The sequence below is a fragment of the Brevibacterium renqingii genome (assembly GCF_017808105.1).
Lineage (GTDB): Bacteria > Actinomycetota > Actinomycetes > Actinomycetales > Brevibacteriaceae > Brevibacterium > Brevibacterium renqingii.
In genome coordinates, this window is sequence record NZ_JADBHF010000003.1 from 85338 (window position 1) to 101194 (window position 15857).

14 protein-coding genes are annotated in these 15857 nt (G+C 68.2%); 5 read left to right on the forward strand and 9 right to left on the reverse strand.

Annotated elements, in window-relative coordinates; all coding sequences use genetic code 11:
• Positions 1-101: 101 nt before the first annotated feature.
• The 5 genes from rbfA to rimP form a co-directional block, all read right to left on the reverse strand.
• Complete coding sequence (gene rbfA, locus IHE57_RS04380) at positions 102-539, reverse strand: 30S ribosome-binding factor RbfA (protein ID WP_209371102.1); 438 nt, start codon at positions 537-539, stop codon at positions 102-104.
• A 185-nt stretch (positions 540-724) separates the two neighbouring features.
• The gene (gene infB / locus IHE57_RS04385; protein ID WP_209371111.1) at positions 725-3643 is read right to left on the reverse strand and encodes a translation initiation factor IF-2; all 2919 of its coding nucleotides are present in this window, start codon (positions 3641-3643) and stop codon (positions 725-727) included.
• Between the two features lie 132 nt (positions 3644-3775).
• Positions 3776-4051, reverse strand: a complete 276-nt coding sequence (locus IHE57_RS16655) for a YlxR family protein (protein ID WP_209371112.1) — start codon at positions 4049-4051, stop codon at positions 3776-3778.
• Between the two features lie 164 nt (positions 4052-4215).
• Positions 4216-5178 (reverse strand): transcription termination factor NusA, encoded by a 963-nt coding sequence (gene nusA, locus IHE57_RS04395; protein ID WP_209323273.1) that lies wholly within the window; start codon positions 5176-5178, stop codon positions 4216-4218.
• 179 nt (positions 5179-5357) lie between these two features.
• Entirely contained in the window at positions 5358-5822 is a 465-nt protein-coding gene (gene rimP / locus IHE57_RS04400; protein ID WP_209371114.1) for a ribosome maturation factor RimP, read from the reverse strand.
• 142 nt (positions 5823-5964) lie between these two features.
• Between rimP and IHE57_RS04405 the strand changes: the two genes are divergently transcribed.
• Positions 5965-6963, forward strand: a complete 999-nt coding sequence (locus IHE57_RS04405; RefSeq protein ID WP_209371116.1) for a hypothetical protein — start codon at positions 5965-5967, stop codon at positions 6961-6963.
• Positions 6960-7979 (forward strand): aminoglycoside phosphotransferase family protein, encoded by a 1020-nt coding sequence (locus IHE57_RS04410; RefSeq protein ID WP_209371118.1) that lies wholly within the window; start codon positions 6960-6962, stop codon positions 7977-7979. The genes IHE57_RS04405 and IHE57_RS04410 overlap by 4 nt, the downstream gene beginning before the upstream one ends.
• A gap of 42 nt (positions 7980-8021) precedes the next feature.
• On the opposite strand, the gene IHE57_RS04415 is transcribed toward IHE57_RS04410, so the two are convergent.
• A complete protein-coding gene (locus tag IHE57_RS04415; RefSeq protein WP_436627480.1) occupies positions 8022-8831 on the reverse strand; it encodes a TSUP family transporter in 810 nt (269 codons plus the stop codon).
• A gap of 8 nt (positions 8832-8839) precedes the next feature.
• Complete coding sequence (locus IHE57_RS04420) at positions 8840-10696, reverse strand: proline--tRNA ligase (RefSeq protein ID WP_209371120.1); 1857 nt, start codon at positions 10694-10696, stop codon at positions 8840-8842.
• Positions 10697-10941: 245 nt separating this feature from the next.
• On the opposite strand from IHE57_RS04420, the gene IHE57_RS04425 reads away from it, so the two are divergent.
• A complete protein-coding gene (locus tag IHE57_RS04425; protein ID WP_209371122.1) occupies positions 10942-11715 on the forward strand; it encodes an NUDIX hydrolase in 774 nt (257 codons plus the stop codon).
• The gene (locus tag IHE57_RS04430; RefSeq protein WP_209371124.1) at positions 11712-12131 is read left to right on the forward strand and encodes an RNA-binding S4 domain-containing protein; all 420 of its coding nucleotides are present in this window, start codon (positions 11712-11714) and stop codon (positions 12129-12131) included. The genes IHE57_RS04425 and IHE57_RS04430 overlap by 4 nt, the downstream gene beginning before the upstream one ends.
• Positions 12132-12141: 10 nt before the next feature.
• Here the strand turns inward: IHE57_RS04430 and IHE57_RS04435 are convergent, their stop codons facing one another.
• The gene (locus IHE57_RS04435) at positions 12142-13020 is read right to left on the reverse strand and encodes a GNAT family N-acetyltransferase (protein ID WP_209323280.1); all 879 of its coding nucleotides are present in this window, start codon (positions 13018-13020) and stop codon (positions 12142-12144) included.
• A 54-nt stretch (positions 13021-13074) separates the two neighbouring features.
• Entirely contained in the window at positions 13075-14235 is a 1161-nt protein-coding gene (gene ispG / locus IHE57_RS04440) for a flavodoxin-dependent (E)-4-hydroxy-3-methylbut-2-enyl-diphosphate synthase (protein ID WP_209323281.1), read from the reverse strand.
• A gap of 189 nt (positions 14236-14424) precedes the next feature.
• On the opposite strand from ispG, the gene IHE57_RS04445 reads away from it, so the two are divergent.
• The gene (locus tag IHE57_RS04445; RefSeq protein WP_209371126.1) at positions 14425-15834 is read left to right on the forward strand and encodes a serine hydrolase domain-containing protein; all 1410 of its coding nucleotides are present in this window, start codon (positions 14425-14427) and stop codon (positions 15832-15834) included.
• Positions 15835-15857: the final 23 nt, after the last annotated feature.

Genomic DNA, 15857 nt, shown 5'->3' on the forward strand with positions numbered 1-15857 from the left:
AGAGTCGTAATCGTTTCGTTACCGGAAAAAGTCTACGGCACCGGGGAAAGATAACAAAACTGTTACGAGAAGATTTTTCTGCACGTGACGAAGATCAACGTTCAGTCCTCGTCATCGGCGTCCTCGTTCTTCTTGTACGGATCGGCCTCGCCTGCGGGCGAGGCGTTCTCGGCCAGTCCCGCCACACGCGCATCGTCGGCGGCGGCCTCGGCCAGCAGTCCGTCGAGGCGAGCGGCTGCCTCGGGGACGGCGTCGGCGATGAATTCGAGGCTCGGGGTCAGACGGATCGTCAGTCCCTTGCCCACCTCGGAGCGGATGAAGCCCTTCGCAGATTCGAGCGCCTTGCCCGTGGAGACTAGGTCCTGACCGTCGCCGAAGACGGTGTAGAAGATCGTGGCGTGCTGCAGATCGCCGGTCACCCGCACATCGGTGACGGTGACGAAGCCGAGGCGCGGATCCTTGAGCCGACGCTCGATCGTGCTGGCGACGATGACCTTGATCTGGTCGGCGATCTTGCGGGCCCGAGTCGGGTCTGCCATGGTGTTGTCCTTTGTTTCGGGGTCGGAGCTGATCTCCGGCCACATCTTATCCGTGGTAGGGCCGCACCTCGCGATCGACGAGGCTCGGCCCGAGAGTCGAAGCGGCTCCGGCCGATCCCTTCCGGGACCGACCGGAGCCGTCAGCATCGACCCGTGGTGTCAGGGTCGAGTCGCGCGAACTCGGTTCAGTCGCGCGGCTTCTCCTGCATCTCGAAAGTCTCGATGATGTCACCGACGCGCAGGTCGTTGAACTTGCCGAGGCCGATGCCGCACTCGTAGCCCTCGCGGACCTCCGTGGCATCGTCCTTGAACCGGCGCAGCGACTCGATCTGGACGTTGTCGCCGATGACGACTCCGTCGCGGGTGACCCGAGCGGTCGAGTTGCGCTTGATGAGACCGTCGCGGACGATCGAGCCGGCGATGTTGCCGAACTTCGAGGACCGGAAGACCTCGCGGATCTCCGCGGTGCCCGTCTGGACCTCTTCGAACTCGGGCTTGAGCATGCCCTTGAGCGAGCTCTCGATGTCCTCGATCGCCTGGTAGATGACCGAGTAGTAGCGCACATCGACGCCTTCGCGGTCGGCCAGGTCGCGAGCCTTCGCTTCCGGACGGACGTTGAAGCCGAGGACGATCGCGTTGTCGACCGTGGCCAGGTTGATGTCGTTCTCCGTGATCGCACCGACGCCGCGGTGGATGATGCGCAGATCGACGTCGTCGCCCACATCGATCTTGAGCAGCGAATCCTCGAGTGCCTCGACGGCACCGGAGACGTCGCCCTTGAGGATGAGGTTGAGCATGTCGACCTTGCCCTCGGCCAGAGCCTTGGTGAAGTCCTCGAGGCTGATCCGCTTGCGACCGCGGGCCTGAGCGGCGTTGCGCTCGATGGCGTCGCGCTTCTCGGCGATCTGGCGCGCGGTGCGATCGTCATCGGTGGAGATGAACGAATCACCGGCACGCGGCACGGAGGACAGACCGAGCACCTGCACCGGACGGGACGGACCGGCCGCCTCGACCTGGTTGCCGTTCTCGTCGAACATCGCACGCACACGGCCATAGGCGGTGCCGCAGACGATGGCATCGCCCTGGCGCAGGGTGCCGGACTCGACGAGCACGGTAGCCACGGCTCCGCGGCCCTTGTCGAGCTTGGCCTCGATCGCGATGCCGCGAGCGGACTTGTCGGGGTTCGCCCGCAGGTCCAGGGCGGCATCGGTCGTCAGCAGCACGGACTCGAGCAGCTGGTCGATGCCCTCGCGCTTGAGCGCGGAGATCGGCACGAACATCGTCTCGCCGCCGTACTCTTCGGCCACGAGGTTGTATTCGGTCAGCTGCTGCATGACCTTGGCGGGGTTCGCACCCTCCTTGTCGATCTTGTTGACGGCCACGACGATCGGCACATCGGCCGCCTGGGCGTGGTTGAGCGCTTCGACGGTCTGCGGCATCACACCGTCATCGGCGGCGACCACGAGGATCGCGAGGTCCGTCGACTTCGCACCGCGGGCACGCATGGCGGTGAACGCCTCGTGGCCCGGGGTGTCGAGGAAGGTGAGCTTGCGCTCCTGACCCTCATGGTCGACCTCGACCTGGTAGGCACCGATGTGCTGGGTGATTCCGCCGGCCTCGCGGGAGGCGACATTGGCCGAACGGATCGCATCGAGCAGCTTGGTCTTGCCGTGGTCGACGTGACCCATGACGGTGATGACCGGCGGGCGGGCGGCGAGATCCTCGTCGTCCTCCTCGGCGGCTTCGGCGTCGAGGTCGATGTCGAAGGTCTCGAGCAGCTCACGGTCCTCGTCCTCGGGCGAGACGATCTCGATCTTGTAGCCGAGCTCCTCGCCGAGGACCTCGAAGGTCGCCTCGTCGAGGGACTGCGTGATCGTCGCCATCTCACCGAGGTGGAAGAGCACGGTCACGAGGTTCGTCGGATCCGTGTTGATCTTCTCGGCGAAGTCCGCGAGCGAGGAGCCGCGACGCAGACGCAGCGGCGTATTGCCGTCTCCGCGGGGAACGGTGACGCCGCCGACCGACGGAGCCTGCATCTGCTCGAGCTCTGCGCGCTTCGCCCGCTTCGACTTCCGTCCCTTCTGACGGGGACCTCCGCCGCGACCGAATGCACCCTGGGTGCTTCCGCGACCGCGACCGGAGCCGCGTCCGCCGGGACCGCCGGGTCCACGACGCGGGCCGCCGCCCGGAGCACCGGCCGGAGCGCCGGGTCCGCCGCCGGGAGCGTTGCCGCGACCGCCGCCGCGGCCACGACCGGGAGCGGGCTTGTTCAGTGCCGAGTTCTTCAGCATCGAGGGATTGGGGCGGGGTGCGCCCGGGCGCGGTCCGGGACGGGGAGCGCTCGAGGCCTCCTCACCGGTTCCGCGCGGCTTCTGACCCGGCTTCGGCATGCCCTGTGAGGAAGCGAAGGGGTTGTTGCCGGGGCGTCCGCCCTGGCCGCCCTGACCACCGGGACGACCGCCCGGCTTGGGTCCGCGGCCACCGGGCTTCGGCATGCCCTGCGACGAGGCGAAGGGGTTGTTGCCCGGGCGCGCGGAACGGCCACCGGGTTTCGGGGCCGCGGGCTTGGCTGCGCCGCCGGGCTTGGGTGCGCCGGGCTTCGGGGCACCGGGCTTGGGAGCGCCCGGCTTCGGAGCCGCGCCACGGCTCGGCTTGGCCTCGGGTGCGGCCGTCTCTGCGGTCTCTGCCGCTTCAGCCGGTTTGGGGGCCGCAGGAGCCGCAGGCTTGGCGCCCGGCTTCGGTGCGGGCTTCGCCGCGGATTCGGTCGCCTCGGCGGGCTTGGGCTTCGCCGGGCTCGACGGCTTCGCCGGGGTCGACTTGGGCGTCGACTTCGCGCCGGGCTTGGGGGCCGGCTTCGCTCCGGGTTTCGGGGCTCCGGGCTTTGCCGCCGGCTTGGCGGCGGACTTCTTCGCAGCTCCGCCGGACTTCTCACCATCGGCGGGAGCGGAATCGGCGAAAGCCTCCTTCACTCGGCGCACGACGGGCGCTTCGAGTGTCGACGAGGCCGAGCGAACGAATTCGCCCATGTCCTGGAGCTTCTCGAGGACGTTCTTACTGGTTGTGCCGAGCTCTTTCGCGAGCTCATGGACACGGGGCTTTGCCACAGTTCTCCTGTCCGGGTTCTTTCCCGGTCAGGAAAGAACCTCATCAATGAAGAGCAGTACTCATCTCACTGCTCTCTCGAATTCCGTTTGGGTGTCATCGTGCGACACTCACAACTTGTCATCCATTCTCAGCTACCCGTTCTCTTTGGGTTCGGTCTCCAGCCTCGGCAGATCCGAGGCGGTGATCTTCGTTCGAAAGGCTCGAGCGAAGGGGGCAGTGGTCCGTGCCTTGGCCAGGCACTTCTCATCGGGGTGCACCCAGGCACCACGTCCGGGCAGTGTCGCTGACACGTCGTGGACGACGGCGGGGCGCTGATCGGGGCGGAACACGAAACGTGTCAGCTCGCTCCGATCGGCCTTCTGCCTGCAGGCGATGCACGTCCTGAGGGGTCCATCGCCGGCATTCACAATGAATGATTCTACAGCACGCACGCCCCGGCTCGCGCCAAGGGGGACAGTGGTGCGGGTCACGCGACGGCGCTGCGCCCCGGGAGCGGTCGGGTCCTGAGTCCTTCGACGGCCGCCTCCTGAGCCTCTCGACGGCCGCGTCCTGAGTCCCGCGACGGCCGGGTTCAGTCGGCTGCGACGATGTCGATCTTCCAGCCGGTGAGCTTGGCGGCCAGGCGCGCGTTCTGCCCCTCCTTGCCGATGGCCAGCGAGAGCTGATCGGTGGGCACCACGGCGCGCGACTCCTGGGCCGCCGCGTCGAGGATCTCGACCCGCTTGGCCTTGGCCGGTGAGAGCGCGTGGGCGATGAACTTCGCCGGATCGTCCGAGTAGTCGACGATGTCGATCTTCTCCTGGCCGAGCTCATTCATCACCGCGCGCACCCGGGACCCGAGTTCGCCGATGCACGATCCCTTCGCATTCACGCCGGGCTTCGTGGCGCGCACGGCGAGCTTCGTGCGGTGTCCGGCCTCGCGGGCCAGGGACACGATCTCGACGGTGCCGTCGGCGATCTCCGGCGCCTCATGGGCGAAGAGCCGACGCACGAGGTTCGGGTGGGTGCGGGAGACGGTGACCGAGGTGCCCTTCGTGCCCTTGTGGACATCGGCGATGTAGACGCGCAGCCGGGTCCCGTGACCGTACTGTTCGCCGGGGACCTGTTCGTGCGGGGGCAGCACGGCCTCGACGTCGCCGAGGTCGACCTGGACCATCTGCGGGTCCCTGCCCTGCTGGATGGTGCCCGAGGCGATCTCGCCCTCCCGGCCCTTGAAGGTGCCGAGCAGGGATTCGTCCTCGACATCGCGCAGCCGCTGGTGGATGACCTGCCGGGCGGTCTGGGCGGCGATGCGGCCGAACCCGGTCGGAGTATCGTCGAACTCACCGATCGGATTGTCGTCGTTGTCGAATTCCACGGCGAGGATGCGCACCTCGCCGGAGGACTTGTCGAGTTCGGCGCGGGCGTCGGGCCAGGCGCCTTCGGTCTTCTGGTAGGCGAGGTAGAGTGCCTGTTCGATGAGTTCGATGAGGGTGTCCAGCGGAATCTCACGCTCTCGTTCGATCACGCGCAGAACATTGAGGTCGATGTCCATGTGCCAATTTCCTCTCCGGCTCATTCGAGCATTGAATTGTCTGTGTTCACTTATGCAGGCGTCACAGTCTATCCCAGTCCGCGCCTGCACCTGTCAGGGAGGGGCTGCGCCATGTCGGTGAGGGCCTGCGGCCTGTCGGCGAGTGCCTGCCGCCTGTCAGTGACGGCCGGCGGCGCACCTCAGCGGAACTTGAGCTCGACCTGCGCCTTGCGGATGTCGTCGAGCGGGACCTGCCTGGTCTCCTTCTTCTGCGGGTCCGTGCCCGTGATCGAGGACTCGCCCACCTCGGCGAGGTCGAGTTTGAACGTGTCCTTCTTCGTCGTGATCTCCAGGCGGCGCCCGATCACGCGCTTGAAGTGGCGCGGGGTCTCGAGCCTGCGCGTCGCCCCGGGACTCGTGACCTCGAGCTGATAGGGCTTGTCCCGGAAGATCTCGACCTCATCGAGGGCGTCGCCGACGATCTTCGTCGATTCGGCGATCCTGTCCATCGACATCGCCTCGGTGCTCGACTCGTCGAGGTCGACGACGACGGTGAGTGTGCGGCGGGGACCCGCGGCGACGGCCTTGACGTTCTCCAGGTGGTAACCCGCCGTCTGCAGGGGCGGGGTGAGCAGGCCCTTGATCCGTTCGACGTCCTCGTCCATGTCTCCTCCTCTTCGCTGGCCCTCCCACCCGCCGAGGTGCGGCGGGCGGGTTCGGCGGCCCGCTCGTCTGCCCTGCCGACCGCCTCTCCCCCACCCTAAGCGACAGCCTCGGCGAAGAGTAAGCATCCGATAGGATTGCCGTATGCGTTTTCCCGTCAGTCGCCGCGTCCTTCTGACCACCGGCGTCAGCGGCGCGAGTCTGGCTCTGCTCACGGCCTGCGGCCTGCGGCTCGACGCGGACCCCGAGCTTCCCACCCTCGACTCCTCGCAGCGGCTGCGCAACCGCATCGCCCGCATCCTCGCCTCCACGACGCCCGGCTCCGGCGACCCCGACACCGCCGGTGAGGACCTGGACGATTTCGTCACGGCCATCGGACCCGTGTGGAACCCGCCGACCGAACTCGCCACCGAACCGCCGCCGAGTGAGGACGAACGCAGCTTCCTCGAGGCCGCCGAGGTGGTCTCGCGGGTCGTGTTCGACGCCGCCCCCGAGCTCGGTTCGGGTCTCATCCCTGTGCTCACCGACGTGGCCACGGGCCTGACCCTCACAGCGGGGACGAAGGAGCCCGAGCTCATCCGCACCGCCGACGAGCTCATCCGCGCCGGACGCGAAGAGGGCTCCGACGCTGCGGGGACGGCATCCGCCGGGCACGGCTCGAGGCGGCCGAAGGCCCCCGAGGACCGGCAGTCGATGTTCAATGCGATCCTCAATCAGTCGCGGGCGGCCGCCTACGGCTATGAGCGCCTGGCCGTGAACTTCGCGAGGAAGTCCGCCGAGCGCACGGGGGCGTTGGCCCGCCTCGAATCGCTGGGCTCGCTGTCCGGGGAGATGCTCGAACTCCTCGGCGAGGACAATGCCGATCCGAACGCCTCGGCGTGGCAGCTCGACCCCACTCCGACGGACACCCGGACGGCGAGGGAACTGGCGCTGGGGCTCGAGGACGGGCTGGCCGCAGCGCTTCTGCCCTGGCTGGAAAGCGAGACCTCGGCGATCCTGCGCCTGTGGGAATCCGCTCGCGCCCGCACCGTCTTCTCGCAGCCGCAGCCGCTTCGCTTCACCTACTCCGGCTCCGGACGTGCCGGCAGCGCGGAAGCTCGCGCCTCGGCGCCGACCGCGACCCCTGCGGGGGTGGCCGGATGAAGGTGCCTCCGGTTCTCTACCGCTCCACCCGCGACATCATCGGCGAATACCGCACCGACGCATGGGTCGCGGCCCTGGACTATATGGCCAATGAGGTCCTCGACCGGTGGAAGCTGCGCTTCGACGAGGTGCCCGGCGCCCCCTGGGCCGGCTGCGAATCACTGGTCATCCCGGTGCTCACGCAGGAGAACTACCAGGGTGTGCTGCGATTCGCCGCCCCCACTTCGGCGCATACGGCCGCGCATGCGCAGGCGCTGCGGGCACTGAAGATGTGGAACGGGCACGGAGCGGTGCGGGTCATCCGCGACGACCGCAGCTTCCGCGTCACCCTGCAGGAGCGGCTGCGGACGAAGGACAATCTCTCGGTGCTGCCGCTGGCCGATGTGCCTGCGGTCTGGGGCGCCCTCCAACGGTCCCTGGAGATCCCCGCGAGTTCGGGATTCCTGCGCGTGCAGGACATCGTCGCCGGCTGGCTGTCGACCTTCGACGCCGACGCCGGACTGCTCTCGGGCTGGTCGGAGGCGGGACCGAATGACGCCCTGCTGCTGTCGTTCGCGCGCAATTGGATGCAGACCCTGGCGGCCTCCGACGAGAACTGGCTCATCCACGCCGACCTGCACTACTACAACATCCTCGCCGGCAACCCGGACACCTCGGGCATCTCGACGTGGAAGGCCATCGACCCGCAGCCGCTGGCCGGGCCGACCGCCTACACCCTGGCGCCGGTGCTGTGGAACCGGCTGGCCGAGATCCCCTCGGAGCACCCGCAGGCGCAGGCGGCGTGGCTGCGCGGCTTCGCCACCGACCTCGCCCTGTGCGCCGGCATCGAACCGCAGTACGGGATGGGCGCGACCGTGGCGAGGGAGATCACGAACATGTTCTGGTATCTGCGCGCGGCCTCCGGCGGCTCGACGGCGAGTCTGGCCGATGCGGCCCGTTCCCTGTGGGTGGCCCGCGCCCTGTCCGGCGCCGACGTCGCCGGCATCAGCGCCCACGCCCTCAAACCCATCGGCTGAGCCGAGCCGTCTCGCGGCAGAGCCGTCCTGCTCGCGAAGGGATCAGCGGATGAGGGAGGTCAGGACGTCGAAGCCGAGTTTGAGGATCATCGCCGAGACGACGATGACGAAGATGACGCGGACGAACCCCGAGCCCTTCTTCAGAGCGGTCCTGGCGCCGAAGATGCCGCCTGCGACGTTGCCGAACGCGACGACGAGTCCGAGTGCCCAGACGACCTGCCCGTCGGGGACGAAGTAGACGAGCGCCCCGAGGTTCGTCGCCCAGTTGATGACCTTCGCCGTGGCCGAGGCCTGCAGGAAGGAGAAGCCGATGACCGTCACGAACGCGATGACCAGGAACGATCCGGTGCCCGGTCCCAGCACTCCGTCGTAGATGCCGATGACGAGTCCGATCAGCCATGACAGCGTATGATGCCGTTTCGACGACTCGCCGAACCGCAGGCTCGCATCCGCGCCGAGGCTGGGGTTGAGCAGGGTGAACAGTCCGACGCCGATGAGTGCGATGAGGATGATCGGGGTGAACAGTTCGGCCGGCACGAGGGTCGCGAGCTTCGCCCCGACCACGGCGCCCAGGAACGCGGTCGCCGCGGCCGGGATCGTGGCCGTCCGGTCGGGCGTGATCTTGCGCAGATAGGTGATCGCCGAGGCGCTCGTGCCCGCGATCGACCCGATCTTGTTCGTCGCCACGGCCTGCACGGGGCTCATGCCCGGCACGAGCAGCAGTGCGGGCAGCTGGATCAGTCCGCCCCCGCCGACGACCGCGTCGATCCACCCGGCCAGTGCTCCCGCGGCCAGCAGCCACAGGAGCATCGGCAGGGTGACATCGATGCCGCCGGTGAGAGCCTCGAGCACCGCGGCGATCAGACGTTCGTCTCAGCCGCGTCGGCTGAGACGGCCGCATCGGCCGCGGCATCGGCTTGCGCATAGGCCTCGCGGATCGCGGCCACGGTGGTCGGGACCACCTCGGCGAGGGGCAGGTCGGCCTTCTCCTCGCTCAGACGATTGCGCACCTCGACGACGCCGTCGGCGAGCCCGCGGCCGACGACGATGACGGTGGGGATGCCGATGAGCTCGGCATCGGCGAACTTGAAGCCGGGCGAGACCTTGTTGCGGTCGTCGAGCAGCACGCTGACGCCCTCGGACTCGAGCTCGGCGGTCATCGTCTCGGCCGCCTCGGCGATCTCGGCGCCCTTGCCGGCGACGATGATGTGGACGTCGGCCGGGGCCAGGTGCTGGGGCCAGAGCAGCCCGTCTTCGCTGTGGTACTCCTCGGCGATGCAGGCCATGACGCGGGTGACGCCGAGGCCGTAGGAGCCCATGGTCACTGTCGTGGCCTTGCCGTTCTGGTCGAGCACCTTGAGGTCGAGTGATTCGGCGTACTTGCGGCCGAGCTTGAAGATCTGGCCGATCTCCACGCCGCGGGCCAGCTCCAGCGGGCCGGAACCGTCGGGGGCGGGATCGCCGAGGACCACCTCGGCGGCCTCGATCGTGCCGTCGGCGGTGAAATCGCGGCCGGCGACGAGGTCGAAGACGTGACGGCCGGGCTCATTGGCACCGGTGATCCACCGGGTCCCGTCGGCGACGCGGGGGTCGAGGAGGTAGCGGACCTTCGAGGCCGATTCGAGGCCGAGGACCGGGTTGTCGAGGTCGTTCCCGGGCCCGATGTAGCCCTTGACGAGCTCGGGATGCGCGGCGAGGTCCGCCTCCGTCGCGGCCTCGAGGTCGACCTCACCGGCGCCGAGCATGCCTGTGCCGGCGGCCCGGTCCAGATCCACGTCCCGGTCACCGGGCAGGCCGATGACGATGATCTCGCGGGTGCCGTCCGGATGCGTGACGGCGCAGACGACGTTCTTCAGCGTATCGGCGGCCGTCCAGGCGCGATCGGCCCGCGGATGGTTCGCATTCGCCGCGGCCACGAGGGTCTCGATCGTCGGGGTGTCGGGGGTGTCCTCGACATGGGCGGCCGGTGAGTTCTCGTACGGGACAGCCTCGGGCACGATCGAGGTCACGGCCTCGACGTTGGCGGCGTAGCCTCCCGGGGAGCGGACGAAGGTGTCCTCGCCGACCTCGGAGGGGTAGATGAACTCCTCGGTCCCGGAGCCGCCCATCGCGCCGGGGGTGGCCTTGACGGGCAGGCAGGGCAGTCCCATGCGGGCGAATGCGCGCAGATAGGCCACGCGCATGGCCTCATAGGAGGCGTCGAGTCCGGCATCGTCGATGTCGAAGGAGTAGGCGTCCTTCATGATGAATTCGCGGCCGCGCAGCAGTCCGGCCCGCGGGCGGGCCTCATCGCGGTACTTCGTCTGGATCTGGTAGATCGACAGCGGCAGATCCTTGTACGAGGAGTAGAGGTCCTTGACCAGGAGGGTGAAGACCTCCTCATGGGTGGGGGCGAGGATGTAGTCGTTCTCGCGCCGGTCCTTGAGGTGGAAGAGGTCGGGTCCGAAGGCCTCCCAACGCCCGGACTTCTTGTAGGGGTCGGCGGGCAGCAGACCCGGGAAGTGGACTTCCTGGGAGCCGGCGAGCGCCATCTCCTCGCGCACGATGGCCTCGATCCTGCCGAGCACGGCCAGTCCCAGAGGCAGCCACGTGTAGATCCCCGGTGCCGACCGGCGGATGTATCCGGCGCGGTGCAGCAGTCGGTGGCTGGCCACCTCGGCGCCGACCGGATCCTCCTTCTGGGTTCGCACGAACAGGGACGACATGCGCAGGGCCATGGGTGTTTCTCCTCAACTTGTCAGGACTCAGATCGAACACTATCGCACGCGGGCGAGGCGGAGGGAATCGGAGCGGAGCGGGCCTGTCCCGAGCCGGAACCCCTACCCGGCGGCGGGCCGGATTCGTCACCAGGGACAAGAGAATTAGACTGGTGGTGCTGCGCCGAAGTCCAGCACCGGTCGGGCCCCTCTGGCCCGCAGACCGGCACCTCCCCGACACGATGAGTCCGAGCGATACGAAGAGCATGCCTGATCCGAGCCAACTCACGCAGTTCCCGCGGCCGTCGGTCGCGGTCGACACCGCGGTCCTCTGCCCCGTGCCCGGTCGCGGCCTGCATGTTCTCCTCACCCATCCCGGCGACGGGATGTGGCAGCTGCCGGGTTCGATCCTGCGCCCGCAGGAGCGTCTCGCCGAGGCGGTCGCCCGGTGCCTGCGCGAGAAGGCCCGTCTGGTCGACCGCGCCCCGGTCCAGCTGCACGTCTTCGATCAGCCCGACCGCGACGACCGCGGCTGGGTGATCTCCGTGGCCCATCTCGATGTGCTCTCCGCCGGCGACGTCGGCCTCGCCCGAACCGGAGACGACGGGGTGTCCGAGTCAGGGACGGCCGAGTCCGATGGTGAGCCCGCCGAGGCGGTCGCGACTGATTCCGATCATGCCGACGCCCCCGTCCACCGCCGCAGACTCGTGCCCGTGCACGAGGTGCACGAGCTCAGCTCCGAACATCAGGAGATCGTCCGCGTCGCCGTCCACCGTCTGCGCGCCCTCCACGAGCGCACGCCCGATCCCTTCGGTCTGCTCGAGTCCGAGTTCTCCCTGCGGCAGCTGCGCGAGCTGCACGAGATCGTCGCCGGTGAGAGCCTGCAGGCCGATACGTTCCGCCGGACCATGCTGCCCCTGCTCGAACCCACCGGTCAGGCCGTCAGTCAGGGCAGGGGCCGACCGGCGCAGACATTCACCCGCCGGTCGGAACTCGCCCTGCGCGCCGATTCCCAGGCCGTCGAGGACTCACGCCGATGACCGAGATCGACCGGACCCCGACGAAGCACATGCGCATCGACGTGTGGCTGTGGGCGACGCGTATGTTCAAGACGCGCAATCTCGCCACACAGGCGTGCCGCGGCGGCCACGTGCAGGTCGACGGCCAGAGGGTCAAGGCCGCGCAGAAGGTGAGCATCGGCCAGGAGGTGCGGGTGCGCAAGGCCGGCGGCGAATTCACGTGGAAGATCACCGGCTTCATCCCCACCCGCATGCAGGCCTCCGTCGCTGTCCGATGCTATGAGGATCTCACTCCCCCACCCGATCCGGCGCTGCGCGGATTCGTCCCGCGGCGGGACAAGGGGCTGGGCCGTCCGACGAAGAAGGACCGTCGGGAGATGGAGAAGTTCCTCGGCGACATGGCCAAACCCCAGTCGCGCAACCGCCGTCGCGACTGATCGGTCCGGCTCAGTACATGACGGTGGCGAAGGTGCCGACCTGTTCGAAGCCGACGCGGGAGTACATCCGCAGCGCCGCCTCGTTATAGTCATTGGCATACAGGCTCACCGTGGTGTGGCCCTTGTCGCGGGTGCGTTGGACGACCGCGGCCATTCCCGCGGCGCCGAGCCCCTGGTTCCTCACCTCGGGATGGACCCATACCCCCTGGACCTGGACGATGCGGCGGGCCCGGATACCGATATCGGCTTTGAACAGCACCTGTTCGTCCTGCTCGGCGGCGGGCCACCTCGGCACTGGTCCACCCTGGGGCAGGGTATCGGAGATGCGGGCATAGCAGTTCTTTCCGCGGATGATGCCGCGCACTCGCGAGAGGTATCCTGCGGTGCCGTCCTCGACGGGCGAGAACCCGACCTCTTTCGTGAACATGTCGACGCTGGCGGGAAATACCGCACCGAGGTCATCGAGTGTCACTCGGACGACGTGTTCGTCGGGTGTCACGAGCGGATCGGAGCTGATCGCCAGCAGAGGCTGCCGCTCCCGGACTCCGCGCGGCCGTCCCCAGTTGAGTCGGCGCCACAGGTCGAGGATCACCGTCCGGTTCCCGATGAGGGAGCACGAGACACGACCGTCGGCGTTGAGCTTCTCGGCGAGCACCTGATTCGTCGCCGGCGTCGCCGCGACGGGGATGATGTTCCCGCCCACCCAGTAGGCGGCCACGGGCCTGTCCCCATCGAAGACTCCGTAGAGCGTGCCGGCCGGGGACCCCAAGCGGGCCGTGCCCGTGACCTCGAGCAGGGAGATGAGGTAGACGTTCTCGCAGGGATTGCGCGCGAGCAGATCCAACAGCCACCGCGTGTGCTGATGTCCCAAGCGTGCGATCCTCAGCATGGATAACCTTCGTCCACCTTCAGCATGAATGAGTCCTGACGACGAAGCGGCAGCTCAGCCGACGACGACTTCCGGCGGGCCCGAGGGCGGAGAGGACGGGGATTCGGCCTCGTCTGCGATCCGATTGGCCTCATAGATGAGGGTCTCGACGATCTCGGCCTCGGGCACCGTCTTGATGACCTCGCCTTTGACGAAGATCTGCCCCTTGCCGTTACCGCTGGCCACTCCGAGATCGGCATCGCGGGCCTCACCCGGGCCGTTGACCACGCAGCCCATCACGGCCACCCGCAAGGGCACCTCCATGCCCTCGAGGCCGGCGGTGACCTTGTCGGCGAGCGTGTAGACGTCGACCTGCGCCCGTCCGCAGGACGGGCAGGAGACGATCTCGAGCCGGCGCGGTCTGAGGTTGAGGGATTCGAGGATCTGGTTGCCGACCTTGACCTCCTCGGCGGGAGGAGCGGACAGGGACACGCGGATCGTGTCGCCGATGCCCTCGGCCAGCAGATGCCCGAAGGCGGTGGCGGACTTGATCGTGCCCTGGAAGGCCGGCCCCGCCTCGGTGACGCCCAGATGCAGCGGCCAGTCTCCGCGTTCGGCCAGCAGCTCGTAGGCGCGGACCATGATCACGGGGTCGTGGTGCTTGACGGAGATCTTGAAGTCATAGAAGCCGTGCTCCTCGAACAGGGAGGCCTCCCACAGGGCCGACTCGACGAGCGCCTCGGGCGTGGCCTTGCCGTGCTTCTCCATCAGCCGCTTGTCCAGGGAGCCCGCGTTGACGCCGATGCGGATGGACACTCCCGCCTCGGCCGCCGCCCGCGAGATCTCCTTGACCTGGTCATCGAACTTGCGGATGTTGCCCGGGTTGACGCGCACTCCGGCGCAGCCGGCCTCGATCGCGGCGAAGACGTACTTGGGCTGGAAGTGGATGTCGGCGATGACGGGGATCTGAGACTTGCCGGCGATGATCGGCAGGGCTGCGGCGTCATCGGACGTCGGGCAGGCCACGCGGACGATATCGCAGCCGGAGGCGGTGAGTTCGGCGATCTGCTGCAGGGTCGCGTTGATGTCGGTCGTCGGCGTCGTCGTCATCGACTGCACGCTGACGGGGGAATCGGATCCGACCCCGACCTTGCCGACCCTGATCTGCCGCGTCTGCCGCCGGGGTGCGAGCACGGGCGGCGGCGGCGCGGGCATTCCGAGATTGACAGATGTCACGAAGACGATCCCTTCAGTCTGGCTGGTGACCAGCCACGATGATCGTGCCGATGCCGAGGCGGGCCCGTGTGGCGGCCGGATTGTTCGAACCACGTCCATTGTAGGACCTCCGCCTGCGTGTGAGCCGCGCGTGTCATTCATCGCGAGTACTGTGAAGGTGACCTGACATCTGCGGGAAGGAGCAGCACGTTGGATGGCGCATTCGTCGAGCCCGATATCGAGGTGATGAGCGCGGCTCTGGACGCGGAGGCCGAAGCGCTTGCCGACAGGGGCGGGTCCCTGGCCTGGGGCATCTTTCGCCGAGGCGGTCCCGAGCGGGCCGTGAACGCCGATGTGCCGTATCGCATCGCGTCGATGACGAAGTCCTTCACCGCCGCAGCCATCGGGCTCCTCGCCGCCGAGGGCCTCGACCTCGACCGCCCCTTCGGCACGCTCCTTCCCGAGCTTGCCGGCACCGCGGTCGCCGACCGCTCCTGCCGCCAGGCTCTGACCATGGGCACCGGGTTCACCAAGGACGATCCCTGGGCCGACCGGATGGAGGCGATGGCTCCGGAGGAGCTCGTCGCCTGGCTGCGCCGCGGCGCGATCGCCTGCGCACCGGCCGATACGGGCTACGAATACTCGAACCTGGGCTTCGCCCTTCTGGGCATGGTCGCCGAGGCGGTCACCGGCCGAGCCTTCACCGAGATCGTCTCGGCCGCGATCCTCGCGCCCCTGGGGCTGAGCCGCACCGGCTTCGACCACCGTGATTTCCCCGATCTGGCTCCGGGCTTCCGCATCGACCAGGACGGCTGCCTGCACCCGGCAGAGCTCACCGGACCGGGCGTCTTCTCCCCCATCGGCGGGGTCATCTCCACGGTGCGTGACATCGGCGATTGGATGCACACGCACCTCGATGCCCTCGACCGCATCGATTCCTATGCTCCCGGGTCGTGGTCGCGGGTCCTCGCCGACAACCAGCAGGCCCATCGCTTCATCGAGGTGCAGACGAGTGAGTTCCACACCGAGTCCCTCCATTACGGCTTCGGGCTCGACCACCGCTTCGATACGCGTTTCGGGCGGGTCATCTGCCATTCGGGCGGCTACCCCGGCTACGGCTCCCACATGCGGTGGCTCCCGGAGCTCGGGCTGAGCATCGTCGTGCTCGGCAACACCACCTACTATCCGGCCCAGCGTGTCGTCGGCGATGCTCTCGACCTCGGATGGGCGGCAGCCACGGGCAGGGCGGAGACGAGACTGCACCGGGTGACCACCTCGGCGCCGGTGCCGCGCTGGCCGGCAGCAGGAGAACAGATCGACACCGTGCTGACCGCGGCGAACCTCGTCACCGACTTCGACGAGGCGATCGCCGATGAGATCTTCTCGATGAACATGGATCTCGACGAACCGCGCACCGAGCGGCGGCAGCGCTTCGCGAAGTGGGCTCGGGCGCATGGTCTGGAGGCGGGCCGAGCCTTCTCGGTCGCAGAGCTGACGATGTCCTCCCCGCTGCGCGGGACGGTGACGGTGCCAGCTGATGAGGCGCAGACGGGCCCGGCCACGATCACGGTCGGGCTCAACCACCTCGGTCAGGTGCAGGCCATCACCCTCGGCGGCTGAGACTGAGTCGGCGACTGTCGGGC

Excerpts from the sequence above, each read along its gene's own strand:
- IHE57_RS04425 (WP_209371122.1), top strand. The coding sequence starts at position 10,942 with ATGCCTGATCCGAGCCAACTCACGCAGTTCCCGCGGCCGTCGGTCGCG.
- IHE57_RS04435 (WP_209323280.1), bottom strand. The coding sequence starts at position 13,020 with ATGCTGAGGATCGCACGCTTGGGACATCAGCACACGCGGTGGCTGTTG.
- rbfA (WP_209371102.1), bottom strand. The coding sequence starts at position 539 with ATGGCAGACCCGACTCGGGCCCGCAAGATCGCCGACCAGATCAAGGTC.
- rimP (WP_209371114.1), bottom strand. The coding sequence starts at position 5,822 with ATGGACGAGGACGTCGAACGGATCAAGGGCCTGCTCACCCCGCCCCTG.
- nusA (WP_209323273.1), bottom strand. The coding sequence starts at position 5,178 with ATGGACATCGACCTCAATGTTCTGCGCGTGATCGAACGAGAGCGTGAG.
- IHE57_RS04420 (WP_209371120.1), bottom strand. The coding sequence starts at position 10,696 with ATGGCCCTGCGCATGTCGTCCCTGTTCGTGCGAACCCAGAAGGAGGAT.
- IHE57_RS04430 (WP_209371124.1), top strand. The coding sequence starts at position 11,712 with ATGACCGAGATCGACCGGACCCCGACGAAGCACATGCGCATCGACGTG.
- IHE57_RS04405 (WP_209371116.1), top strand. The coding sequence starts at position 5,965 with ATGCGTTTTCCCGTCAGTCGCCGCGTCCTTCTGACCACCGGCGTCAGC.
- IHE57_RS04410 (WP_209371118.1), top strand. The coding sequence starts at position 6,960 with ATGAAGGTGCCTCCGGTTCTCTACCGCTCCACCCGCGACATCATCGGC.